Genomic DNA, 22,652 nt, shown 5'->3' on the forward strand with positions numbered 1-22,652 from the left:
TGTCACAGCGCCAAGGCATGCCGCAGTGCACGGCCTACATCCATCATCGTGTGAGCAGACAGTGCTCCTAGATCAGCGACGATCTGGTCTCGGTACAAGGGGCCGAGGTCGTCGCAGTTGACGTAGCCGGCGAGTGGATCGCCAGGTCGCAAGGGTGCCCAGGATGGCAGATCGCGGCGAGTGGTGGTGATCCGTGCCACCAGGCAATCGCCGATGGCCTTGTTGCGAGCGTTGTTGGAGACCACTAACCACGGCTTGAGTCCGAAACCGAGGTCGGCGCGATAGACCCGGCCGCGGACGGGGATGACAGTAGGGGCTGCGTTCACGTGCTCGTCTCGCCGTCCGTCTCGTTGTCGCGGTCCCAACCGCGCCGGGCGGCCCGGTAGGCGCGGTCCTCGTCGTCCATCTCGGCAGCCCATGCCGCGTACCCGGTGGCCGCCACCTGCTGAGTGACGGCCTCGCGGCCTGCGCGGACCAATGCGGCAAGGATCTCCGCATCAGAGGCGCTCGCGTCCAGCTCCTGGCCGGTCAGTTGGGCCAGGGCCTGGCGCTCTGGGCTGGCAGGAGCGTGCATGCGTTCCAGAGTGATGACGTCCTCGGGCCCCATGGGGACACTCTTGCGAACACTCATGCAACCAACTATACAGCAGATAATGCTGCATTGAATGCTGCATAACCTGGTGCACAGGGAACGATTCGCGCACGCGTAGGTCCGCCGAGGCAGGTGGTTGAAGTCGGTCGGGCCGGGCTCCCCCGGAGGGTGTCCGGTCGGCGTAGTTTGGCCGGATGAGTGTGGTCGTTGCCGTGGCCGCGACGCTGGTGGTCACGTGGGTGCCGGCGTTGCTGTGGGGGCGGCGGCATCGGCGGCGGGGGGATCTCGGGGGGCCTGAGCGGCGGGCCACGTTCGAGACATTGCACACCGTTTCGCGGGTGGCGCCGGCGTTCCGGGGCGGGCTGACCGAGCAGGGGGCGCAGAAGGCGGCCCGGCACCTGCGGGCGCTGCTCGGGTGCGAGGCGCTCGCCATCACCGACGGGGAGCGGCTGCTCGCCTGGGACGGGGAGCATGACCACCACGCGGTGGACGGGCCCAAGCATGCCGAGGTCACGCGGGGAAACGGGCGCACGCAGGTGCACGACGTGCAGTGCGACCGGCTCGACTGCCCGATCCGGAGGGTCGTGGTCGTGCCGCTGGCCACCGACGACCGGGTGGTCGGGACGCTGGCCGCGTACGGGGAGGACGTTCCCGCCGGGCTGATCCGCGCCGCCGAGGAGGTCGCGCAGTGGGTGGACGCCCAGCTCGAACTCGCCGAGCTGGACCATTCGCGGACGCTGCTGATGGAGGCGGAGATGCGGGCGCTGCGGGCGCAGATCTCGCCGCACTTCATCTACAACTCGCTGACGACGATCGCCTCGTTCGTCCGGTCCGATCCGGAGCGGGCGCGGGAGCTGCTGCTGGAGTTCGCCGGGTTCACCCGGTACTCGTTCCGGCGGCACGGCGACTTCACGACGCTGGCGGAGGAGCTGCGGTCGATCGACCGGTACCTGCTGCTCCAGCGCGCCCGGTTCGGTGAGGAGCTGCGGGTGACGCTGCGGATCGCGCCCGAGGTGCTGCCGGTCGCGGTCCCGTTCCTCTGTTTGCAGCCGCTCGTGGAGAACGCCGTGCGGCACGGGCTCCAGGACCGGTCCGAGCCCGGCCTGATCACGATCATCGCGGAGGACGCCGGGGCCGACTGCGTGATCAGCGTGGAGGACGACGGGATCGGCATGGACCCCGAGGACGTCCGCCGCCTGCTGTCCGGGGAGCGGCCCGAGCCGTCCGCCGACGACGCGGCGGGGATCGGGCTCGCCAACGTCGACGCGCGGCTCCGGCAGGTGTACGGGGACGAGTACGGGCTCGCCGTGGAGACCGGACCGGGCGCCGGGACGAAGATCACGGTGCGGGTCCCCAAGTACCGGCCGGGTGTGACGGCCTCTTGACGTGGGGTTATTTGTTGACTGAAATGTGGCGAACGGTGCGGAAAGGATGGTCTTGTGGGCCTGCGTGTCCTGGCGGTGGATGACGAGGCGCCCGCGCTCGACGACCTCGTCCACCTGCTGCGCGCCGACCCGCGCATCGGGGAGATCGACACCGCACGGGACGGGGCCGCCGCGCTCCGCAAGCTCGACCGGGCGCTCGCCGAGGGGCGTCCCGTCGCCGCCGTCTTCCTCGACATCCGGATGCCCGGCCTGGACGGCACCGTGCTCGGCCGCGTCCTCGCCCAGTTCGCCCGCGCCCCGCAGATCGTCTACGTCACGGCGTACGAGGAGCACGCCGTGGACGCGTTCGAGATCAAGGCGGCCGACTACATCCTCAAGCCGGTGCGGCCGGAGCGGCTGGCCGTGGCGATCCGGCGGGTCACCGAGGCCGTCGGGGAGGACGAGGCCGCGCCGGAGCCGTCCGAGCCGGAGCCCATGCCCGTCGAGCTGGGCGGCGTGACCCGGTTCGTCACGCCCGCGGAGGTGCTGTACGTCGAGGCGCAGGGCGACTACGCGCGGCTCCACACGCCGGGCGGCAGCCACCTGGTGCGGATCCCGCTCGCCGCGCTGAGCGAGCGGTGGAGCGGCGCCGGGTTCGTCCGGGTGCACCGCAGCCATCTCGTGGCGCTGTCGGCGATCACGGAGCTGCGGCTCGACTCGGGGCGCTGCACCGTCGTCGTGGGCGGCGCCGAGCTGCCGGTCGCCCGCAGGCACGTGCGCGAGCTGCGCGACCTGCTCGTCCGCCGGGCGAGGCGGTCCCCCTGAGCGGGGCGGAACCGGGCCGGCGGGGCGTCGCGCCCGGGCGGACGCTGGTCACCGGGCCGCGGACCCGGGCCGTCCGGCGGCCCCGGTACCCGGTGACGCGGGAGATCGACGAGCAGACCGGGCTCGGCGAGGCGTACATGCGTTCGCTGGTGCGCGCGCAGTGGCGGCTGGCGGCCCGGTTGTGCCTGGTCCTCGCCGTGGTGGTGCTCGGCCTGCCGCTGCTGTTCGCGCTCGTCCCCGCGGTGCGCGAGCAGGAGGTGTTCGGGCTGCCGCTGCCGTGGGTGCTGCTCGGCGGGCTGATCTACCCGTGGTTCGTCGCGTGCGGCTGGTGGTACGTCCGGCAGGCCGAGCGCAACGAGGACGACTTCGCCGACCTCGTCGACCGGGCCGACCGGCTGTGAGCACCGCGTACGGGCTCGCGGGCGTGCTGCTGGTGGTCGTCGCGACCATGCTCATCGGCGTCCTCGGGGTGCGGATCTCCCGCACGACCTCCGACTTCTACGTCGCGTCCCGGACGGTGACGCCGCTGCGCAACGCGTCCGCGATCGGCGGGGAGTACCTGTCGGCCGCGTCGTTCCTCGGCATCGCCGGGCTGATCCTCGCCTACGGCGCCGACATGCTGTGGCTGCCCGTCGGCTGGACGGGCGGCTACCTCGTCCTGCTCGTCCTGGTGTCGGCGCCGCTGCGCCGCTCCGGCGCCTACACGCTGCCGGACTTCGCCGAGGCGCGCCTGGAGTCCATGGCGGTGCGGCGCGTCGCGAGCGTGTTCGTCGTGCTGATCAGCTGGCTGTACCTGCTGCCCCAGTTCCAGAGCGCCGGGCTGGTGCTGCGCACGGTCACGGGCGCGCCGGTGTGGACGGGCGGCGTCCTCATCGCGGTCGTCGTGGCGGCGAACGTGCTGGTCGGGGGCATGCGCAGCGTCACGATGGTGCAGGCGTTCCAGTACTGGCTGAAGCTGACCGCGCTGGCCGTGCCGCTGGTGTTCCTGCTGATGGCGTGGCGGTACGACGGCGCGCCCGGCCTGTCGTCGGACGTCCCGCCGCGGTTCGGCGACCGCACGACCGTCGCGGTCGGCATGGCCGTCACCGTGGAGGTCACGACCCCCGTCCAGGTGACCGTGGACGGACGGGTGGACGGGCGCGCCTACTCCGGCGCCCCGCTCGCACTGGGGCCGGGGCCGCACCACTTCGACCAGGACACGTCCGTCACCTTCCCCGCGGGCGCCGACGTCCCGCACGTCAGCGGGCGCCCCGCGACCACCGGACGGGAGTGGGCGCTGCCGCTCGACGGGCGCGACCACTCCCTCTACGCCACCTACTCGTTGATCCTCGCCACGTTCCTCGGGACGATGGGGCTCCCGCACGTCCTCGTCCGCTTCTACACCAACCCGGACGGGCGCACCGCCCGCCGCACGACCGTCGTGGTGCTGTCGCTGCTGGGCGCGTTCTACCTGCTGCCCGCCCTGTACGGGGTGCTCGGGCGCCTCTACACGCCCGAGCTGCTGATGACCGGGCGGGCCGACGCCGTCGTCCTCACCCTGCCCGGACGGCTCATCGGCGGGCTCGGCGGCGACCTGCTGGGCGCGCTCGTGACGGGCGGGGCGGTGGCGGCGTTCCTGTCCACCTCGTCCGGCATCACCGTCTCGGTCGCGGGGGTGCTGGCGCAGGACATCCTGCGCGGCGGCGTCCGCTCGTTCCGCGTCGGGACGCTGCTCGCCCTCGCCGTCCCGCTCGGCCTGGCGATCGCGGCCCGGTCCCTCGCCGTCGCGGACGTCGTCGGGCTGGCGTTCGCCGTCGCGGCGTCCACGTTCTGCCCGCTGCTCGTCCTCGGCGTCTGGTGGCGGCGGCTCACCGTGCCGGGCGCGCTCGCCGGGCTCACCCTCGGGGGCGTGCTCGCCGGTACCGCGGTGGTGGTGACGATCGCCGCCGGTCCGCCGGCCGGGCTGCTCGGCGCGCTGCTCGCCCAGCCCGCCGCCTGGACGGTCCCGATCGCGTTCACCGTCATGATCGTCGTCTCGCTGTGCACGCCCAGGCGGACACCGCGCGGTGTCGCCCGGATGATGGTGCGCCTGCACACTCCGGAGTCGCTCGACGTGGACCGGGGGACCTGGCGGCCCAAGCGGGTGTGACCGTTCGTCGCGCCAGAACGACCGTTCGGCGACGGCCGCGGCCTTCCGGCGACGGTGAATGGCGGCTTGCCGCAGCCTTGCCCGCGCCCCCTCGTCGGCTTCCAGCAGGCTCTTTACGGTGGCGCGTGACCGGCGTCACAACCGAGGAGGGATGGGCGTGTCCGTCTATAAGAGCGCTCCCGCCACCGTCTATGAACGGTTCCAGGGCACCGCGGAGTTCCAGGAACTCCGGCGCAGATTCCGCCGATTCGTGTTCCCGATGACCGCGGCTTTCCTCAGCTGGTACCTGCTGTACGTCGTCCTGTCGGGATGGGCGCGCGACTTCATGGGCACCCAGCTGTTCGGGGCCGTCAACATCGCCCTGGTCTTCGGGCTGCTGCAGTTCGTCTCCACCTTCCTCATCGCCTACCTGTACGCGCGGCACGCCGAGCGCCGCCTCGACCCCGTCTCCGACGAGATCCGCGCCCGCATCGAAGCGGAGTCGGCCCCGGCCGCGGAGGAGGCCCGATGAGCAACGAGACCCTGTCGATCATCCTGTTCCTGGTCTTCGTGGCGGCCACCCTGGCGATCACCGTGTGGGCGAGCCGCAACACCCGCAACGCCACCGACTTCTACGCCGGCGGGCGGTCGTTCTCCGGCGCGCAGAACGGCATGGCGATCGGCGGCGACTACATGTCCGCCGCGTCGTTCCTCGGCATCGCCGGCCTGATCGCGCTGTACGGCTACGACGGGTTCCTGTACTCGATCGGGTTCCTCGTCGCGTGGCTGGTGGCGCTGCTGCTCGTCGCCGAGCTGCTGCGCAACTCCGGCCGCTTCACGATGGCGGACGTGCTGGCGTTCCGGATGAGCCCCCGCCCGGTCCGCACCGCCGCCGGCGTCTCCACCATCGTCGTGTCGATCTTCTACCTGCTGGCGCAGATGGTCGGCGCGGGCGCGCTGGTGTCGCTGCTGTTCGGCTTCACCAGCGACTTCGCCAAGGGCGCGACGATCGCGCTGGTCGGCGTGCTGATGATCGTGTACGTGGTGTTCGGCGGGATGAAGGGCACCACCTGGGTGCAGATCGTCAAGGCCGTCCTGCTGATGACCGGCGCCACCCTGATCACGCTGCTGGTGCTGGGCAAGTTCGGGTTCAACCTGTCCAGCCTGCTGAACGACGCCGCCGACCAGAGCGGCAAGGGCGGCGCGTTCCTGGAGCCGGGGCTGCGCTACGCGACTGCGGAGCAGGGCCTCACCGGCAAGCTCGACCTGATCAGCCTCGGTCTGGCGCTCGTCCTCGGCACCGCCGGGCTGCCGCACATCCTGATCCGCTTCTACACCGTCCCGACCGCCCGCGACGCCCGCAAGTCGGTGCTGTGGGGCATCGGCATCATCGGCGTGTTCTACCTGCTCACCCTGGTCCTCGGCTTCGGCGCAGCCGCGCTCGTCGGGTCCAAGGAGATCGCCAAGGTCAACCCGGCGGGCAACACCGCGGCCCCGCAACTGGCCCAGAAGATCGGTGAGATCGTCTTCGGGGACGCGGGCGGGACGATCCTGCTCGCGGTCATCGCGGCGGTCGCGTTCGCGACGATCCTCGCGGTCGTGGCGGGCCTCACCCTCGCCTCTTCCTCGTCGTTCTCCCACGACCTGTACGCCCACGTGTTCAAGAAGGGCGAGGCCTCGGAGCGGGACGAGGTGCGCGTCGCCCGCATCTCCGCGTTCGTGATCGGCGCCGTGTCGATCGTCCTCGGCATCTACGCGCAGCGTCTGAACGTGGCGTTCCTCGTCGCGCTGGCCTTCGCGGTCGCGGCGTCCGGGAACCTGCCCGCGATCCTCTACAGCCTGTTCTGGAAGCGGTTCAACACCACCGGCGCCGTCTCCGCCATCTACGGCGGCCTCGGCTCGGCCATCTTCCTGGTGGCCTTCTCGCCGGTGGTGTCGGGCTCGGAGAAGGCCCTGTTCACCGATTCCGACTTCAGCTGGTTCCCGCTGAACAACCCCGGGATCATCTCCATCCCGGTCGGCTTCCTGTGCGGCTTGGTCGGAACCCTGCTCAGCAAGGAGTACAACGCGGCCAAGTACGCCGAGATCGAGGTCCGCTCCCTCACGGGCGCGGGCGCCGAGAAGGCGGCCGAGCACTGAGCCGGAACTGAGCCGGCACCGAGCCGGCTCAGAGAGCCGCCGCGCGGGCGGCCGTCGCCCGGTACCGCGCGGCTTGCGGCCCCGTCCCTCCTGCCCCCGCAGGGACGGGGCCGCTCCATGCCCGGGGGCCGGGGCCCGCCGTGGTCAGGCCGGTTCCGCCTGGCGGGCCTTCCACGCGCGCTCGATGGTCCGCATCAACGCCGGGTAGACGAGGATGTGCCGGAACGGCAGGATCGCGGCCATGTAGGCCTTGCCGAGCAGGCCGTTCGGCTTCACCAGGACGGCCATGTGGGCGCGGTGGCCGCCCGATCCGTCCGGGACCCAGCTGACGTGCATGACGCCGTGCATCGTCCGGTTGGCGGTCTCGGCCGCCCACTCGTCCTCGGTCAGGTAGAGCGGCTGGAACGGCAGCGAACGGGGGGCGGGGCCCGGCGGGCGGTCGCGCAGATCGTCCGGCAGCCGCTCGCGCAGCGAACGCACCCGCCCGTCCAGCCCCGAGTCCTCCTTGTCCCAGCCGAGCAGCCGCCCGAGCTGCCAGCGGATGGCGAAGAGCACACCGGCGACACCGGGCAGGTGGTTCTCGCTGGAGGTCATCTGCTCCAGCAGCTTCGGGAAGTCTTCCGGGCCGCCGGTCGCGGGCAGTGCCCAGACGTCCTCCAGCCGGAAGTCGGGCGTGATCTCGTGGATCCGCCAGGGACGGTCGGTGTGCGCGGTCGGGGGGAGCTTCATCGCCGGCCTCCTCGGTCGGCGGACGCTCCGTCGCGCCCGCCTCGCGGCCAAATATACGGCACCGTATGAATCGGCCCCGGGAGGGGGAGGCGATAATGGGCCATGCCCGCCGTATTGCGCACGCCTCGCAGCAACTGGATCGAGCAGGGCCTGAAGGCCCTCGCCGCCGGCGGGCCCGACGCCGTCCGGGTCGAGGCACTCGCCCAGGCGCTCGGCGTCACCAAGGGCGGCTTCTACGGCCACTTCCCCGACCGCAAGGCGCTGCTGGCCGCCATGCTCGACGAGTGGGAGCGGCGGTCCGTCGACGACCTGCGCGACCAGGTCGAACGCGAGGGCGGCGACGCCCGCACCAAGATCAGGCGGGCGGGTCTCCTCACCCGCGCCGGCGACCGCCTCCATGTCGACCTCGCCATGCGCGACTGGGCCCGCCGCGACCCGGACGTGGCCGAGCGCGTCCGCCGCGTGGACAACCAGCGCATGGACTACCTGCGCGAGCTGTTCGGCACCTTCTGCGCGGACCCCGACGAGGTCGAGGCCCGCAGCATGCTCGCCTTCTGCCTCCTGGTCGGCAGCCACTTCCTCGCCGCCGACCACGGCACCCGCACCCGGGCCGAGGTCACCGAACGCGCCGGCCGCCTCCTCCTCGGCGACGGCTGACCCGTTCTGCGCCGGCCGCCCGTTCGGCGGCGGCCGGCGCCGGGCGGCTCAGTCGCAGAGGGTGGGGCGGGGGCGCGTCATGCCGTCGGTGCAGTCCTCTGTGGCGAAGCCCGCCTCCTCCGAGCTGACCTTGGGGCTCCAGGTGTGCAGGACCCGTCCCGCCGCGTTGTACCCGGTCACGCTCAATACGCGGATCGTGGGAGAGGACATCGCTCCCTTCGACATCACCCCGGTGGCGTTGTGGTCCGGCACCATCCTGGTGGGTGTCTGGGCGATGAAGAACCCGTTCTGGACGGCCGCGTCGGCCGCCCGCCCGCCCTCCCAGGTGACGCGGATCCTGGCCACCCCGGGCTTGGCGCGCCCGGCGACGACCGCGAGCAGATCGTCGAAGTGGCTCAGCGCCTGGATCTGCCTGATCGCGTCCACGCGCAGCGGCGCGCTGAATCCGAAGAGCCCACCGCTCGACTTCCCCGGCCAGGCGTTCAGCCACGGCCCCATCGTGCGGCTCTTGCCGTTGCTCACGCAGACCACGAGGCCGCGGGGGCTGCCGACCTCCATGAGATGCCCGCCCTTCACCGGCATCGACGTCAGTACCCGGAAGTCCTTCACGGGGCCGATCGCGTCACGCACCGTGCTCTGGGGTGTGGGGTCGCCCGGCTTGGAACGCCGCACGGACGGGAGCCTGTCGTCCTTCACGCAGATGCGGGCGAGCGCCAGCTGCTCAGGGGTGTTCTTCGGCAGCCCCTTCGCGAACTCGGCGTCGCCGGAAGAGCCGAGGGCCTGGGCCGCGGAGTCCTCGCGCACTGTCATGACCGTCGCCGGGACCGCGAGCGCCAGGGCGAGAGTCGCCGCGCAGGCGGCGGCGGTCCTGGTCCTGCGGCGGCGGGCGGCGGTGCGGACGGCGCGCTCGGCGAGCCCGTCGACGGGGTCGGGGGCGCGGTCGGCCAGCGCGGCGAGGGCGTCCTTCAGCATCTGGTCGGTCATGTCAGCTCCCCATGGTTGCTAGGTCGGCGGCGAGGTCCGGGGCCAGTTCCCGGAGCCGGGTGATGGCGCGGTGCGTCTGGCTGCGGACGGTGCCGACCGAGCAGCCCATGATCTCGGCGACCTCCCGTTCCGGGAGGTCCTCGTAGTAGCGCAGGACGAGCACCGCCCGCTTGCGGGGCGGCAGGGACAGCAGCGCGCGCTCCAGCGTCACCCGCAGATCGACGTCGGGGCCGGACGAGGGGAGGTCCGGCGGCTCGGCGACGACCGCCTCGCGGCCGCGCCACCGCCACCGGGTCACCTGCTCGTTGTACATGGCGCGGCGCACGTAGCCCTCCGGGTTGTCGCGCACGTGCCGCCACCGCGCGGCCGTCTTCGCCAGGGCGTTCTGCAGCAGGTCCTCGGCGGCGTGCTGGTCGCCCGTCAGGACGTACGCCGTCCGGATGAGCCTGCTCGACCGCGCCGCGACGAACGCGCCGAAGCTCTCTCGGGCCTCTCGGTTCACGGGGCCTCCTCTGGGGGTGTCGTCTCCTCAGACACCCCTGAGGCCCGCCACTATGCCGCGCCCGCCCCCCGAACCGTCAGATCGCCGGGGACCAGCGCGGATCGCGGCCCAGCAGGGCGGCGATGTTGTCGATGGCCGGACGGGCCGGGTCCTCGGCGAGGGGCGGCCGGTAGGCGCCGCCCGGTCCGTTGAGGGGGCTGCCGGGGGCGGTGTTGGCGCGGGCGAGCGGCAGCGCGGCGTCGGTGATCCAGGACGGCGCGGCGGGCGCGGTCCCGAGCGCACGCGCCAGGTCCCAGCGGTGGACCAGCATGTCGACCGCGTGGATGCCGAGCACCCACTCGGTGGACAGCGGCCCCAGCCGGGGCATGGTGACGGTCTCGCCCGCCCGTTCGAGGACGGCGAGGCAGCGGGAGGCGGTCAGGGCGAAGTCGCCGCGCGGGTCGCCGGACGGTTCGAGGGCCGGCAGCGCGGTCCGCGCGATGGCCTCGTGGCGCTCGTTCATGTGGCGGAGCAGGTCCGCGACCGTCCATCCCTCGCAGGGGGTCGGGGCCGCCATCGCGGCGTCGGGGACCATCGCCACGTCGTGGCCGATGAGGGCCAGGGCCGTGGCGTCGAGCCGGAGCAGATCGGTCATGTCGCCTCCATTCATTGGCGAACGGTCGTTCGCCAAAAACATAGCGTACGCTCGTTCGCTATCCTGGCGCCATGTCTCCTCGTCATTCGGCGGCCGAAGCGGCCCGGACGCGCGACCGGATCGTGCGCGCCGCGGTGCGGGACGCCTCCCGGCTCGGTCTGGAAGGCCTGACGGTCGGCTCGCTGGCGCAGCGGCTCGACATGAGCAAGGCGGGCCTGGTCGGGCCGTTCGGCTCGCGCGAGCGGCTGCTCATGGCCGCGCTCGAAGAGGCCTGCGAGGTGTTCCGCGCGGCGGTCATCGACCCGCTGGCGGACCTGCCGCCCGGGCCGGGACGGCTCGCCCGGCTCATCGACGGATGGGTGGACTACCTGGCCGACTGCCCGTTCCCCGGGGGCTGCTTCCTCACGTCCGCCTCGTCCGAGCTCGACGGGCGCCCGGGGCCGCTGCGCGAGCGGCTGCGGGAGATCGTCGCCGCCAACCGGCGGGGGCTGGCCGCCGAGGTCGCCGCCGCCCAGGCCGCGCTGCCGGGGCCGCACCGTCCCCCGGAGGAGGTCGCCACGACGCTGATCGGCCTGTCGATGGCGGCCAACCAGGAGGTCCAGCTGCTGGAGGACCCCTCGGCCGCGTCCCGTGCGCGGGACGCCATGCGCCACGCGGCCGGGCTGCCCGCCTGAACCCCCGGCCCCCGTAAACCGGTGGAACGGGGCGCGGGTTGCCGGGAGGGTTGAGGGGTGGGGTACGGAGAGGTCAGGCGCCCGCGGGCGCCGGTCGTCGAGCTCGCCGATCGGCGGGCGCTGGAGCGGTGGCGGCCCGCCGACGAGGAGGTCGTCGAGGCGGCGCGGCGGTTGAAGGAGCGGGCGCTGCTCGAACTCGGGATGACGCACAGCGCCATCGCGTCGTGGCTGTTCAGCAAGTGCCACCACCAGGTCCCCACTACGGCGGTGGACACGGCGGCCGTGGTCGCCTCCGGGGACGGGTCCTGCCTGCTCCTCTACAACCCCGAGTTCTTCGTCGGGATCGGGGCCGAAGGGGTGCGGTTCGTCCTGTTCCACGAGGCCCGGCACCTCGTCCAGCGGCACCTCTTCGCGGACGCCGACCTGCGGAGCGACCCGGTGTTCACGCTGGCGTGCGAGGTCACCATCAACCATGTCGCGATGGTGCGGCTGGGCGGCGGGCTGCCCGAGATCGGCGGCGAGCCCGTCGGGATCTCGCCTCGCGGTGTGTACCGGGACTACGTCGATGACCTGCGGGAGCAGGGCGCCGATCCGCTCCCGTACGAGGAGTGGGTCGACACCGACATGAGCGTCTACCGGGAACTCGGGCGGATGCGGAACCCGCCGGGCGCCTGGCAGGCGGCCTGCATCCACGTGGTCGTCGACGCGCTCGACGAGGAGACGGTCGGGCGGATCGGCGACGACGTGCTGCGGAGCGTGCTCATCGCGGCGCGGCGGGGCGACCGGGTGGCGCGCGGCGAACTGCTCGACCTCCTCCGGCGCACCGAGGGGGCGTCGGAGGGCGTCGACCGCATCTGGGGCGACCTCGGAGCGCATGCGCTGCGGGGCGTCACGTCGGCCACGCGGCGGGTCGAGTGGTGGCAGCGGTGGCTCGTGGACGTGCTCGCCTCGAAGCTGGAGGAGGGGGAGCGGCTCGTCTACCCGAAGAAGCGCGGGGCGGTGCTCGCGGCGCTCGGGCACGAGCCGATGCTTGCGCGGCGCGGGCCGCGGCGGGTGAAGTCGCTGGTCATCGCGCTGGACACGTCCGGGTCGATGCCGGCCGGCGTGGTCGAGTGGCTGGGCGAGCTGGTCGGCCGGATCGACGGGGCCGAGGCCGAGTGGGTCGCCTTCGACGCGACGGTGAAGCCGTTCCGGCCCGGCGAGCCGCTCCGGGGCGGCGGCGGGACGAGCTTCGCGGCCGTCCGGCGGCACGTGGAGGGACGGGACGAGCCCGCGGACGCCGTCATCGTCGTGACCGACGGGTACGCCGACCCGATCCTCCCCCTGGACCCGGGGAAGTGGATCTGGCTCATCACCTCCGGCGGCGACGAGTGGCCGGAGCGGCGGGGAATGGCCTGCCACCGGGTCCGGCCGAGGTGATCCGTCGGCTACGGTGACGGCTCATGGCCCCCCACTCCCGGATCCGCGCCAACGACCTCCTGGGCTGCACGGCCGGACTGCTCCGGTTCGCGACGCCCGACGAGATGGACGTGCTGCTCGGCCACCTCCCGCTGAGCCTGCTCGAACACGCGCTGAGCAGCCACGGGACGCCGAACCGGGTCGTCCTTGAGGCCCTGCTGCGGCGCGGCCGGGCCGGCGACCTGGACCTGCTCGTCCGGCACGCCGTGCTCGTCGGCGATCCGCCGGAGCTGCTGGGGCGGCTGCTCGACCTGGACGACCCCGAGGTCAACGCGACCCTGCTGACCGCCGAGAGCGCGCTCGGCCGCATCCCGCGCAACCTGCGCCGCCAGCTCGCCCACCAGACCTCCCGCCGGGACGGCGTCACGCCGCTGCCGCTGCCCGCCGAGGTGCGGGAGGCCCTGCTGTCCACGCGGGGGCAGGATCCGCTCGACCACGCGCTGCTGTACGCGGCCGACCCCGACCTGGCCGGGGGCGCGCTGCTGTACCTCGGCGCGGGCGCCGATCCGCACGGCGCCGTCCAGGCCTGCCGCACGCTCCTCGACGCGCACCGGGAGCACGAGATCCGGCGGCTCGTCGAGGACGGGCGGCTGCCCGCGTACCGGTGGGGGCCGGACCAGTCGGAGCCCAGCGTGCTCGCCTACGCGCAGGCGGCGCTGGCGAGCGCCGAGGGGGAGCGGCGGCTGCGGGAGCTGGCCGGGCGGGCGCGCCGTCCCGAGTTCCTGCGCACGGTGGCCGAGATCGCCGACGCGGACGGCTGCGAGCCGTGGCGCGGCACCCCGCTCGTCCGGACGGTCGTGAACCGCCGCGCCTTCTGCATCCCGCGCGTCGGCTGGGACGCGGTGCTGGCGGACGAGCCGCGCCGCCGGGCCGCCGAGGGGCCGTTCCCGCTGCGCGCCGCCCGGTTCATGGCGAAACGTACGGATGTTCCGCTCGAACTCGTCCGGATGCTCGTCGCCGACCATCCGGAAACGGCCGTCTACCTGCCCGACCCCGCGCCCGAGGTGCTCGCCGACCTCGTCGGGCTCGGGGCGCGCGCGGGCGCGGACGTCATCGTCAAGGTCGTCGGGAACGGCCTCGTCGCCGGGACGCTGACGCCCGACGGCGTCGCCGCGGCCGTCCCCGAGGAGACGCTGCGCGTGGTCGCCGACGCGCTGTGGCTCCCGGGCCTGCGCGGCACCGCCCGGCTCAGGGCCGGGCTCGGGTTGGACGGGGACGTCGTCCTGGCCCCGCCGTTCGTCGACGAGACGGGCCACGGGCGCGCGCGCAACCTCCGCGAACCCGGCGTGCGGCGCCACTGGGACCCCGAGCTCGCCTACGGCAAGGCAGCCGGCCGCCTGTTCCGCGGCTCGGGGGACGTCACCGCCGACGCCGTGCTCGGGGCGGCGGAGGTCGACGCGATCCTCGCCCCCTCCGAGGGCATGCCCGACCCGCGGGTGCTGCGCCGCCTCGCCGAGCACGTCGACCGCCACCTCGGCGGGCGGCCCGAGGCGTGGCTGGTGGCGCGCAGGCTGCTGCAGGAGGGGTTCGTCGGGACGCTGCCCGAGCTGCTCGCGACCGCCGGCGCGGTCGCGAGCTGAGCCGTCACCAGTTGACGACCCGGTAGTCCTTCAGCAGGCAGCCGCTCGGCGGGTCGCCGCCGCGCTCGCCGCGCACGATCGGGTGGTAGATCCGGGCGGCGGCGTCCACGACGTCCAGCGGCGGGCGGAACCCGGCGGCGGTGCGGCGCGCCCGCGCGGGCTCGGGCTGCTGGTCGGTGAACCAGCCGGGGTCGACGCTGGTGACGTGCACGCCGTGCTCCGCCAGCTCGGACGCGGTCGTGCGCGTCAGCATGTTCAGCGCCGCCTTCGCCATGTTCGTGTGCGGATGCTCGGCGCCCTTGTACACGCGGTCGAACTGCCCTTCGACGGCCGAGACGTTCACCACGTACCGGCGCGGACGCGGCGACAGCTCCAGGAGGGGACGCAGCCGCCCCAGCAGGACGAACGGCGCCGTCACGTTGATGAGCTGCACCTCCAGCAGCTCCACGGGATCGACCTCGTGCACCAGCCGGGTCCAGGAGTTGACGGGGGACGGGTCGGGGAGCAGCCCCGCCACGTCGACGGCGCCGGTCGGGAGGGGCACGGGCAGCGCGCCCGGCGCCGCGATCTCCTCGCCCGCCGTCAGCTCGCCCGCCCGCTTCTCGCCCGCCAGCAGTTCCGCGTAGGACTCGGGCGGATGCCGCAGCGTCTGCGCCGCCAGGTTCACCAGGATGTCGAGGGGCTCGCCGGCGTCCACGAGCGCGTCGCACCATCGGACGAGGGACGGGACGTCCCGCAGGTCCATGCCGACGATCGTGAGCCGGTCCCGCCAGTCGGCCTGGTCGGCGACCTCGGCGAAGCGGCGGCGCGCGTCGGCGGGGAACCGGGTCAGGGCGGTCACGGCCGCGCCGTCGCGCAGCAGCTTCAACACGAGCTCGAACCCGGCCTTGACCCGCCCGCCCGTGACGATCGCGCGGCGTCCGGCCAGGTCGGCGCGCGCGTGCCGGTACCGCCGGTGCTCCTCCGCGCACGGCGGGCAGAGGCGGTGGTAGAACGCGTCCGCCTCCCGGAAGTGCGCCTTGCAGACGTAGCAGGCGCGCAGCCCGCCCGTCACCGTGCCGGACGGGACCGCCTCGCGCGGCGGCTCGACGGGCGCGCCCTCGACCCGTCCCGGCGCGCCCGTGGCGGTCGCGGCCAGCATCCGCGCGTCGGCCGCCGCCTGGCGCACCCGGGCCGCGGCCCGCTCGCGCTCCCGGGTCCTGCGCACGAACGCGCCGGCGGCCGCCCGCACCCGCGCCAGGTCGGGATGGCCGTCCGGCGCGTCCGCCATCTCCGCCAGGACGCGCAGGCAGGTCCGCACATCGTCGTCGCGCATGTGCGCCATTAAATCGGGTGATCCGGACGTGCCGGACCGCTGTACTGGAGCGCATGAGCATGCCGGACGGGCCGCGGCTGGCCCGTTTCATCGACACCATGATCGAGCTCGGGATCACCGGGCAGGTCTTCGGCGAGCACGGCATCGGCAAGACCTCCACGTTCTTCCACCACGTCCGGCGCCGCGAGGACACCGCGCTCGTCTACGTCCCGGCCGCGAACCTCACCCCCGACGACCTGCTGGTCAACGCGCCCGTCCGGCAGGACGGGGAGCTCGTGCTGCGGCAGCTCGTCATGCGGCAGCTCAAGCCGGGCAAGCCGTTCGTGCTGCTCATCGACGACTCGCTCCAGGCGGGCGCGACGATCCAGTCCCAGCTCATGCAGATCGCCTGCAACTGGACGCTCGGCGAGCACGACCTGCGCGCGCTCGGCTGCGTCGGGGTGTTCCTGACCGACAACGAGTCGCTCACCGAGACCGCGGCGCTCCGCACGGATCCCGCCGTCCTCGACCGGATGGCGACGCTGCGGGTCACCGCCGCCGACACCGCGTGGCGGGCCGCGCTGTCGCGCAGGTTCCGCGGCGTCGACCTCACCGGCGTGTTCCGGGTGTGGGCGTCGCTGCCCGCCGAGCTGCGCAGGCTGCTGTCGCCGCGCACGCTGGAGCACGTCCTCGACTGCGCGCTCGCCGGGTTCCCGCTCGCCTGGGGCCTCCCGCTCGTGGACGGGCGCCGCCTGCCCCTCGCCGCCGCGGCCGGCGGCCCGGACGGGAGGCCGGGCGACGACCAGGCCCCCGAGATCCTCGGCCGCGTCGCCGCCGAGCTGCGGCGCGCAGGGGCCGACGTCCCCGACCCCGCGCACGTGCCGGACGCCGTCCGCCGCGTCGTGCGCGCCGCCATCGAGCGGCGCTGGGCCGTGCTCATTCAGGGGCCGCCCGGCTGCGGCAAGACGGAGGTGGTGAAGGAGGTCGTCCGCGACGAGCTCGGCGCCGACCCGCTCTACTTCTCGCTTCCCGTCACCAACGTGGAGGACTTGTGCGCGCCCGTCCCCACTCTGGACGGAACCCTCGACAACCTGTTGTCCGGCCCGTTCCTGGAGCCGGGCGACAAGGCCATCGTTTGGGACGAGTACAACCGTCCCAAGGACAAGGCCACGTTCGCCCGCCTCATGGAGGTCACGCAGGAGTGGTCCCTGGCCGGGCGGCGCATCAAGGGGCTCCGCGCCCAGATCGCCTTGCAGAACCCTCCCTACTACCTGGGCCGCAAGCTGCTCGTGTCGCGCAACACCATCGCGCAGGCGTCCCGGTTCACGGTCTCGTTGGAGATCGAGCCGGATGACATTCCGGCGAACGAATGGTTGATAGCCCGTTACGGCGGGGTGGCCGAAACCGTCCTGGAGTGGTGGAAGAACGACATCGACGACGAGGGCCGGCAGTGGATGACCAAGCGCACGCTTGAGCGCCTGATCCGCCTGCACGGCACCGGTCTGCCGCTCGACATCGCCAAGATGTATCTGGGCGACGGCGACTACGCGCCGGTCCCGCTCACCGCGCTCGAGGCGCGGCTGGCCCGCCGGCAGGTGACCGGGCTGCGCGAGCTGGCCGCCGACCTGGACGGCTGGGCGGAGCGGCTGCGCGCCGCCGGGGACGAGGGCTCGGACGCGACCGACATCGTCCACCGCGTCTTCGCCAACGCCGAGTTGTCGCAGCTCAGCCGCCATGCCGAGACCGCGGCGCGGCTGGCGCCGCTGCTGCCGCCCAAGCTGAAGGCGACGTATCTGTTCGGCGCCGATCCGGACCGGCAGCGGTTTTGGACGGGCGTCTTCATGGGAGGTTCCTGAGTGCGGGAAAGATCGATGGACGTCCTCGCCACGGTCTGACTTGGCTAGAATCCGTCCGTCAGACGAGGCTTCCGCCGAGAATGCGCCTCTTGTCCGGACGCGATCTGTCCCCCGCGAGGAAGCCCTTGCTCACCGTCCTGCCATAAGGAGCCTGTGCATGCCCGTGGAATCGGAAAGGCCCGTCCCCGCGGCGAGTCCCGTGATCGGGGAGGCGGAGATCGAGGCTGCCGTGCGCGTCCTCCGCAGCGGGCGTGTCGTGCAGGGCCCCGAGGTCGCCGCCTTCGAGGAGGAGTTCTCCGCCCTCGTCGCGGGACGCCACTGCGTCGCCGTCAACTCCGGGACGTCGGCCCTGCACCTCGGCCTGATGGCGCTCGGCATCGGCCCCGGCGACGAGGTGATCGTCCCCTCGTTCACGTTCGCGGCCACGGCCAACGTCGTCCGCCTCGTCGGCGCCGAGCCCGTCTTCGTCGACATCGAGCCCGGCTCGTTCAACGTCGACCCGGACGCCGTCGCCGCCGCGGTCGGCCCCCGCACCGCCGCCATCATGCCGGTGCACCTGTACGGGCACCCCGCGGCGATGGACCGCATCGGCGCGCTCGCCGAGCGGCACGGGCTCGCCGTCGTCGAGGACGCCTGCCAGGCGCACGCCGCCGCCCACAACGGCGTCCCGGTGGGCGCCATCGGCACGATCGGAACCTTCAGCTTCTACCCGACCAAGAACATGCACGCCCTGGAGGGCGGCATGATCACCACCGCCGACGCGGAGACCGCCCGGACGCTGCGGCTGCTGCGCAACCAGGGCATGGAGCAGCGCTACGCCAACGAGATCGTCGGCGCCAACGTGCGGCTCACCGACGTCGCGGCGGCCATCGGGCGCGAGCAGCTCAAGCAGCTGCCCGCCTGGACCGAGCGGCGCATCGCCAACGCCCGGTTCCTGGACGCCAAGATCACCGGCGCGGTGGTGCCGCCGGTCGCGCCCGGCGCGCGGCACGTCTACCACCAGTACACCGTCCGCGTCCCCGGCGACCGCGACGCCTTCCAGCAGCGCCTGGAGCAGCGGAAGGTCGGCAGCGCCGTCTACTACCCGACGCCCGTCCACCGGCTCAGGCCGTTTCTGAAGGACGGCGCCCCCGACCCGCGCTGGGACCTGCCCGAGACCGAGCGCGCCGCGGCCGAGGTGCTGTCCCTCCCGGTGCACCCGTCCCTCACCGACGACGACCTGGCGCGCGTCGCCGACGCGGTGAACGCGGCCGGAGCCGCGTCGTGAGCGCGCGGCTGCGCGCGGGCCTGGTCGGCCTCGGCGTGATGGGCCGCAACCACGCGCGGGTCCTGTCCGGCCTGGACGGCGTCGACCTCGTCGGGATCGTCGACCCGGCCGGACGGCCCGCGGGCGCCCCGCACGGGGTGCCGCTGATGGCGTCCCTCCAGGAACTGCTCACCGTCGGCATCGACTACGCGGTGGTGGCCTGCCCGACCGCGCTGCACGAGGAGATCGGGCTCGCGCTCGCCGAGGCCGGCGTCGGCGCGCTGATCGAGAAGCCGCTCGCCGAGTCGGTGGAGGCCGCCGAACGGCTGGTGACGGCGTTCGAGTCGCGCGGGCTCGTCGCGGCCGTCGGCCACATCGAGCGCTACAACCCGGCGCTGCAGAGCATGCGGGCCCGGCTGGAGGCGGGCGAGCTGGGCGAGGTGTTCCAGGTCGTCACGCGCCGCCAGGGGCCGTTCCCGCACCGGATCGCGGACGTCGGCGTCGTCAAGGACCTCGCGACCCACGACATCGACCTCACCGGCTGGGTGACCGGCCAGGACTACGTGTCCATCTCCGCGCACACCGTCGCGCGCAGCGGCCGCCCGCACGAGGACATGGTCGCCGCCGTCGGGCGCCTGGCCGACGGCTCCATGGTCAACCACCTGGTGAACTGGCTGAGCCCGCTCAAGGAGCGCACCACGGTGGTCACCGGCGAGCGCGGCTGCTTCGTCGCCGACACGCTCACCGCCGACCTCACGTTCTACGCCAACGGCGAGGTGAGCACCGAGTGGGAGGCGCTGCGGGCGTTCCGCGGCGTGTCCGAGGGCGACATGATCCGGTACGCGATCCCCAAGCGCGAGCCGCTGCTGGTCGAGCACGAGCGCTTCCGCGACGCGGTCCTCGCGGGCCCCGACGGCTCGGCCCCGGGCGACGTCGTCACACTGCGGCAGGGCCTGCGGACGGTCGAGGTGTCGGCCGCCGTGCTGAAGTCGGCGCGCCTCGGCGAGACGGTGTCGCTCCAGCCCGGGGAGGTGCTGGATGCCGTCTGAGCGGAGCGGCGGAGCGGAGGACGGCGGTCCCGCCTCCGCCGGGGTGCCCGACGTCACCGTCGTGGTCGCGGTCTACAACACGATGCCCTACCTGACCGACTGCCTGAACTCGCTGGTCGGGCAGAGCATCGGCCGCGACCGCATGGAGGTCGTCGCGGTCGACGACGGCTCCACCGACGGCTCCGGAGCCGAGCTCGACCGGTTCGCCGCGGAGTACCCCGACGTCGTCACCGTGCTGCGGCAGCCGAACTCGGGCGGCCCGGCGGCCCCCAGCAACCGGGCGCTGGACGTCGCGACCGGCCGCTACGTCTACTTCGTCGGCGCCGACGACCACCTCGGCCCCGAGGCGCTGGAACGCATGGTCGCCGCGGCCGACGAGTGGGGCTCGGACGTCCTCGTCGGCAAGATGGAGGGCGTCAACGGGCGGGCCGTCCGGCGCCCGGAGCTGTTCGCCGAGAACCGCCCCGAGATCGACCTGTACGACTCGGTGCTGCCGTGGGTGCTGTCGAACTGCAAGCTGTTCCGCCGCGAGCTGGTGGAGCGGCACAAGCTGCGGTTCCACGAGCACATGCGGATCGGCAGCGACCAGCCGTTCACGCTCGAGGCGTGCGTGCGCGCCCGGCGCATCTCCGTCCTCGCCGACTACACCTGCTACTACGCGGTGCTGCGCGACGACGGCGGCAACATCACCCAGGGCGCCGTCGACGTCCACACGCGCCTCGAATGCGCGGAGAGCCTCTTCGGCGTCGTCGCCGACCTCATCGAACCCGGCCCGAAGCGCGACGCGATCCTCAAGCGGCACACCCGCTGGGAGCTGACGATGCCGACGCGGGAGGGGTTCCTCGAACTCGACCGCGCCGCGCAGGAGGACGTCTGCGCCCGCGTCGGCAGGCTCGTCGACCGGTACGTGACCGACGAGGTCCTCTACACGCTGCCCATCGTCCGCCGCGTCCGGCTCCGGCTGGCGCAGCGCGGCGAGATCGACCTGCTGTGCGAGGCGATCCGGGCCGGGATCGCGGAGCACCCCTACCTGATCGCGCTCAAGGACGGCCGGGCCTACCTCGCCTACCAGGGCTTCGAGGACCCCCGCCTCGGGCTCCCGGACGACCTGTTCGAGATCACCAAGGGGATGCGCAAGCGGCTGGCCCAGGAGGCGCGGACGGTCGCCGTGCGGCGCGACCGCGACACGGTGGAGATCACCGTCCGGACCCCGCTCACCGGCCCCGAGACCGGCGACCCCGCGACCGTCCGCCTCGCGCTCGCCCCCCGCGGCGGCGGCAAGACCCTGGACCTGGACGACCTCACCCGCGAGGCGCGCGAGGACGGCCTGCACGTGACCGCCCGGATCCCGGTGACGCTCACGGCGGCGTCCGGCAAGCCCAAGCACGCGCTGCGGCTCGTCGTCCGGGCCGCCGGGGAGACGCACGACGTCGCCGTGCCGACGGGGACGTCCATGGTGCCCGCCCCGCGCGGCGAGCTCTTCTGGCACCGGGCCAGGCCCTACCGGCTGTCGGTGGCCGGCGACGACCGGCACGGCACGATGATCGAGACACGTCCGGTACGTCCGGCCCAGGCCGTCGCCCAGCGGGTCCGGCGCGTGACGTCCCTTGGAGGTAAGTAGCACATGCGGATCTGCGTGGTCGCGCTCGGCAAGATCGGTCTTCCGCTCGCGGTGCAGTTCGCCCGCAAGGGCCACCGCGTCATCGGCGCCGACGTGAACGAGCGCGTCGTGGCCGAGGTCAACGCGGGGCGCGAGCCGTTCCCCGGAGAGGCCGAACTCGACGTCCACCTCGGCGAGGCGGTGCGGGCGGGGCTGCTGACGGCGACGACCGACACGGCGGCCGCGGTCGCCGAGTCGGAGGCGGTCGTCGTGGTCGTCCCCCTGTTCGTGGACGAGAAGGGCACCCCGGACTTCGGCTGGATGGACGCCGCGACGCGCTCCATCGCGCAGGGCCTGCGCCCCGGGACGCTCGTCAGCTACGAGACGACGCTGCCCGTCGGCACCACCCGTGACCGCTGGGCCCCGATGCTCGCGGAGGGCTCCGGCCTGACCGCGGGCACCGACTTCCACCTGGTGTTCAGCCCGGAGCGGGTGCTGACCGGGCGGGTCTTCGCCGACCTGCGCCGCTACCCCAAGCTCGTCGGCGGCATCGACGAGGCGTCCGCCCGGCACGGCGTCGAGTTCTACGGGCAGGTCCTCGACTTCGACGAGCGGCCGGACCTCGACCGCCCGAACGGCGTCTGGGACCTCGGCTCCGCGGAGGCGGCGGAGCTCGCCAAGCTCGCCGAGACGACCTACCGGGACGTCAACATCGGCCTCGCCAACCAGTTCGCCCGCTACGCCGACACGGTGGGCGTGGACGTCACGAAGGTCATCGAGGCCTGCAACACCCAGCCGTACAGCCACATCCACCAGCCGGGCATCGCCGTGGGCGGCCACTGCATCCCGGTGTATCCGCGGATGTACCTGTGGAACGACCCGGACGCGACCGTCGTCCGCGCCGCCCGCGAGGCCAACACGGGCATGCCCGAGTACGCCGTCGGCCTGCTCGCCGACGCCTACGGCGACCTGACCGGCGCCGGCGTCCTCGTGCTGGGCGCGGCGTACCGGGGCGGCGTCAAGGAGACGGCGTTCTCCGGCGTCTTCCCCACGGTGGAGGCGCTGCGGCGGCGCGGCGCCGTCCCGTACGTGTCCGACCCGATGTACACCGATGAGGAACTGGAGGCCCTCGGCCTCCCGCCCCACCGGGGCGAGTCGGTCACCGCGGCGATCGTGCAGGCCGACCACGCCGCCTACCGCGAACTCGGCGCGGACGACCTGCCGGGCGTCAAGGCCCTGGTCGACGGCCGCCGCGTCACCGACGCCTCCCGCTGGCCCGGCGTCGCGCACGTTGTCATCGGCGCCCCCGCCGCCGCCGAACAGAAGGCGTCGACCGGACGGCCGGCGCCCACCGAGAGGTGA

At 73.3% G+C, this 22,652-nt stretch carries 22 protein-coding genes; 15 read left to right on the top strand and 7 right to left on the bottom strand.

Features of this window, described 5'->3' with window-relative positions; genetic code table 11:
• Window positions 1-2: 2 nt before the first annotated feature.
• Together ABWI07_RS03790 and ABWI07_RS03795 are read right to left on the bottom strand one after the other, a co-directional pair.
• Window positions 3-326, bottom strand: coding sequence for a type II toxin-antitoxin system PemK/MazF family toxin (locus ABWI07_RS03790; protein ID WP_235037107.1), 324 nt, complete (start codon window positions 324-326; stop codon window positions 3-5).
• A complete protein-coding gene (locus ABWI07_RS03795) occupies window positions 323-631 on the bottom strand; it encodes a molecular chaperone GrpE (RefSeq protein ID WP_149261888.1) in 309 nt (102 codons plus the stop codon). Before ABWI07_RS03795 ends, ABWI07_RS03790 begins: the two co-directional genes overlap by 4 nt.
• Before the next feature lie 155 nt (window positions 632-786).
• On the opposite strand from ABWI07_RS03795, the gene ABWI07_RS03800 reads away from it, so the two are divergent.
• The 6 genes from ABWI07_RS03800 (at window position 787) to ABWI07_RS03825 (ending at window position 7,027) form a co-directional block, all read left to right on the top strand.
• Window positions 787-1,977: a sensor histidine kinase gene (locus ABWI07_RS03800; RefSeq protein ID WP_149261887.1), complete on the top strand. Its 1,191-nt coding sequence runs from the start codon at window positions 787-789 to the stop codon at window positions 1,975-1,977.
• A gap of 54 nt (window positions 1,978-2,031) precedes the next feature.
• A complete protein-coding gene (locus ABWI07_RS03805) occupies window positions 2,032-2,781 on the top strand; it encodes a LytR/AlgR family response regulator transcription factor (protein WP_235037106.1) in 750 nt (249 codons plus the stop codon).
• 92 nt (window positions 2,782-2,873) lie between these two features.
• On the top strand, window positions 2,874-3,182 hold the full coding sequence (locus tag ABWI07_RS03810; RefSeq protein WP_235037105.1) for a DUF485 domain-containing protein: 309 nt from the start codon (window positions 2,874-2,876) through the stop codon (window positions 3,180-3,182).
• Window positions 3,179-4,909, top strand: coding sequence for a sodium/solute symporter (locus ABWI07_RS03815; RefSeq protein ID WP_149261886.1), 1,731 nt, complete (start codon window positions 3,179-3,181; stop codon window positions 4,907-4,909). Before ABWI07_RS03810 ends, ABWI07_RS03815 begins: the two co-directional genes overlap by 4 nt.
• Before the next feature lie 151 nt (window positions 4,910-5,060).
• A complete protein-coding gene (locus ABWI07_RS03820) occupies window positions 5,061-5,420 on the top strand; it encodes a DUF485 domain-containing protein (protein ID WP_149261885.1) in 360 nt (119 codons plus the stop codon).
• Window positions 5,417-7,027, top strand: coding sequence for a monocarboxylic acid transporter (locus tag ABWI07_RS03825; RefSeq protein WP_149261884.1), 1,611 nt, complete (start codon window positions 5,417-5,419; stop codon window positions 7,025-7,027). Before ABWI07_RS03820 ends, ABWI07_RS03825 begins: the two co-directional genes overlap by 4 nt.
• Before the next feature lie 144 nt (window positions 7,028-7,171).
• Here the strand turns inward: ABWI07_RS03825 and ABWI07_RS03830 are convergent, their stop codons facing one another.
• Entirely contained in the window at window positions 7,172-7,756 is a 585-nt protein-coding gene (locus ABWI07_RS03830; RefSeq protein WP_353817627.1) for a DUF2867 domain-containing protein, read from the bottom strand.
• A gap of 102 nt (window positions 7,757-7,858) precedes the next feature.
• Here ABWI07_RS03830 and ABWI07_RS03835 point away from each other — a divergent pair, with 102 nt between their 5' ends.
• Entirely contained in the window at window positions 7,859-8,413 is a 555-nt protein-coding gene (locus tag ABWI07_RS03835) for a TetR/AcrR family transcriptional regulator (RefSeq protein ID WP_149261882.1), read from the top strand.
• Between the two features lie 48 nt (window positions 8,414-8,461).
• On the opposite strand, the gene ABWI07_RS03840 is transcribed toward ABWI07_RS03835, so the two are convergent.
• From ABWI07_RS03840 to ABWI07_RS03850, 3 genes are all read right to left on the bottom strand, one after another.
• On the bottom strand, window positions 8,462-9,397 hold the full coding sequence (locus tag ABWI07_RS03840; protein WP_149261881.1) for a hypothetical protein: 936 nt from the start codon (window positions 9,395-9,397) through the stop codon (window positions 8,462-8,464).
• Window position 9,398: 1 nt separating this feature from the next.
• Window positions 9,399-9,899, bottom strand: a complete 501-nt coding sequence (locus tag ABWI07_RS03845; RefSeq protein WP_149261880.1) for a SigE family RNA polymerase sigma factor — start codon at window positions 9,897-9,899, stop codon at window positions 9,399-9,401.
• Window positions 9,900-9,975: 76 nt separating this feature from the next.
• Complete coding sequence (locus tag ABWI07_RS03850; protein ID WP_149261879.1) at window positions 9,976-10,533, bottom strand: maleylpyruvate isomerase family mycothiol-dependent enzyme; 558 nt, start codon at window positions 10,531-10,533, stop codon at window positions 9,976-9,978.
• 71 nt (window positions 10,534-10,604) lie between these two features.
• On the opposite strand from ABWI07_RS03850, the gene ABWI07_RS03855 reads away from it, so the two are divergent.
• The 3 genes from ABWI07_RS03855 to ABWI07_RS03865 are packed head-to-tail and all read left to right on the top strand — an operon-like array spanning window position 10,605 to window position 14,245.
• Window positions 10,605-11,207, top strand: coding sequence for a TetR/AcrR family transcriptional regulator (locus ABWI07_RS03855; RefSeq protein ID WP_353817628.1), 603 nt, complete (start codon window positions 10,605-10,607; stop codon window positions 11,205-11,207).
• Between the two features lie 57 nt (window positions 11,208-11,264).
• Window positions 11,265-12,626: a DUF2201 family putative metallopeptidase gene (locus tag ABWI07_RS03860; protein ID WP_353817629.1), complete on the top strand. Its 1,362-nt coding sequence runs from the start codon at window positions 11,265-11,267 to the stop codon at window positions 12,624-12,626.
• 23 nt (window positions 12,627-12,649) lie between these two features.
• Window positions 12,650-14,245 (top strand): hypothetical protein, encoded by a 1,596-nt coding sequence (locus tag ABWI07_RS03865; protein ID WP_149261876.1) that lies wholly within the window; start codon window positions 12,650-12,652, stop codon window positions 14,243-14,245.
• Window positions 14,246-14,249: 4 nt separating this feature from the next.
• On the opposite strand, the gene ABWI07_RS03870 is transcribed toward ABWI07_RS03865, so the two are convergent.
• Window positions 14,250-15,560: an SDR family NAD(P)-dependent oxidoreductase gene (locus ABWI07_RS03870; RefSeq protein WP_353817630.1), complete on the bottom strand. Its 1,311-nt coding sequence runs from the start codon at window positions 15,558-15,560 to the stop codon at window positions 14,250-14,252.
• Window positions 15,561-15,613: 53 nt separating this feature from the next.
• On the opposite strand from ABWI07_RS03870, the gene ABWI07_RS03875 reads away from it, so the two are divergent.
• The 5 genes from ABWI07_RS03875 to ABWI07_RS03895 all read left to right on the top strand — a co-directional run bounded on the left by ABWI07_RS03875 (window position 15,614) and on the right by ABWI07_RS03895 (window position 22,652).
• Window positions 15,614-17,395 carry a MoxR family ATPase gene (locus ABWI07_RS03875; RefSeq protein WP_149261874.1) on the top strand — a complete coding sequence of 594 codons (1,782 nt, stop codon included), beginning with the start codon at window positions 15,614-15,616 and terminating at the stop codon, window positions 17,393-17,395.
• Window positions 17,396-17,552: 157 nt separating this feature from the next.
• Window positions 17,553-18,662: a DegT/DnrJ/EryC1/StrS family aminotransferase gene (locus ABWI07_RS03880; RefSeq protein WP_149261873.1), complete on the top strand. Its 1,110-nt coding sequence runs from the start codon at window positions 17,553-17,555 to the stop codon at window positions 18,660-18,662.
• Window positions 18,659-19,690 (top strand): Gfo/Idh/MocA family protein, encoded by a 1,032-nt coding sequence (locus ABWI07_RS03885; RefSeq protein WP_353817631.1) that lies wholly within the window; start codon window positions 18,659-18,661, stop codon window positions 19,688-19,690. Before ABWI07_RS03880 ends, ABWI07_RS03885 begins: the two co-directional genes overlap by 4 nt.
• The gene (locus tag ABWI07_RS03890) at window positions 19,680-21,311 is read left to right on the top strand and encodes a glycosyltransferase family 2 protein (protein ID WP_353817632.1); all 1,632 of its coding nucleotides are present in this window, start codon (window positions 19,680-19,682) and stop codon (window positions 21,309-21,311) included. The genes ABWI07_RS03885 and ABWI07_RS03890 overlap by 11 nt, the downstream gene beginning before the upstream one ends.
• 3 nt (window positions 21,312-21,314) lie before the next feature.
• Window positions 21,315-22,652 (top strand): nucleotide sugar dehydrogenase, encoded by a 1,338-nt coding sequence (locus ABWI07_RS03895; RefSeq protein WP_149261870.1) that lies wholly within the window; start codon window positions 21,315-21,317, stop codon window positions 22,650-22,652.

The organism is Actinomadura sp. NPDC000600 (assembly GCF_040492135.1).
Classification (GTDB): domain Bacteria; phylum Actinomycetota; class Actinomycetes; order Streptosporangiales; family Streptosporangiaceae; genus Spirillospora.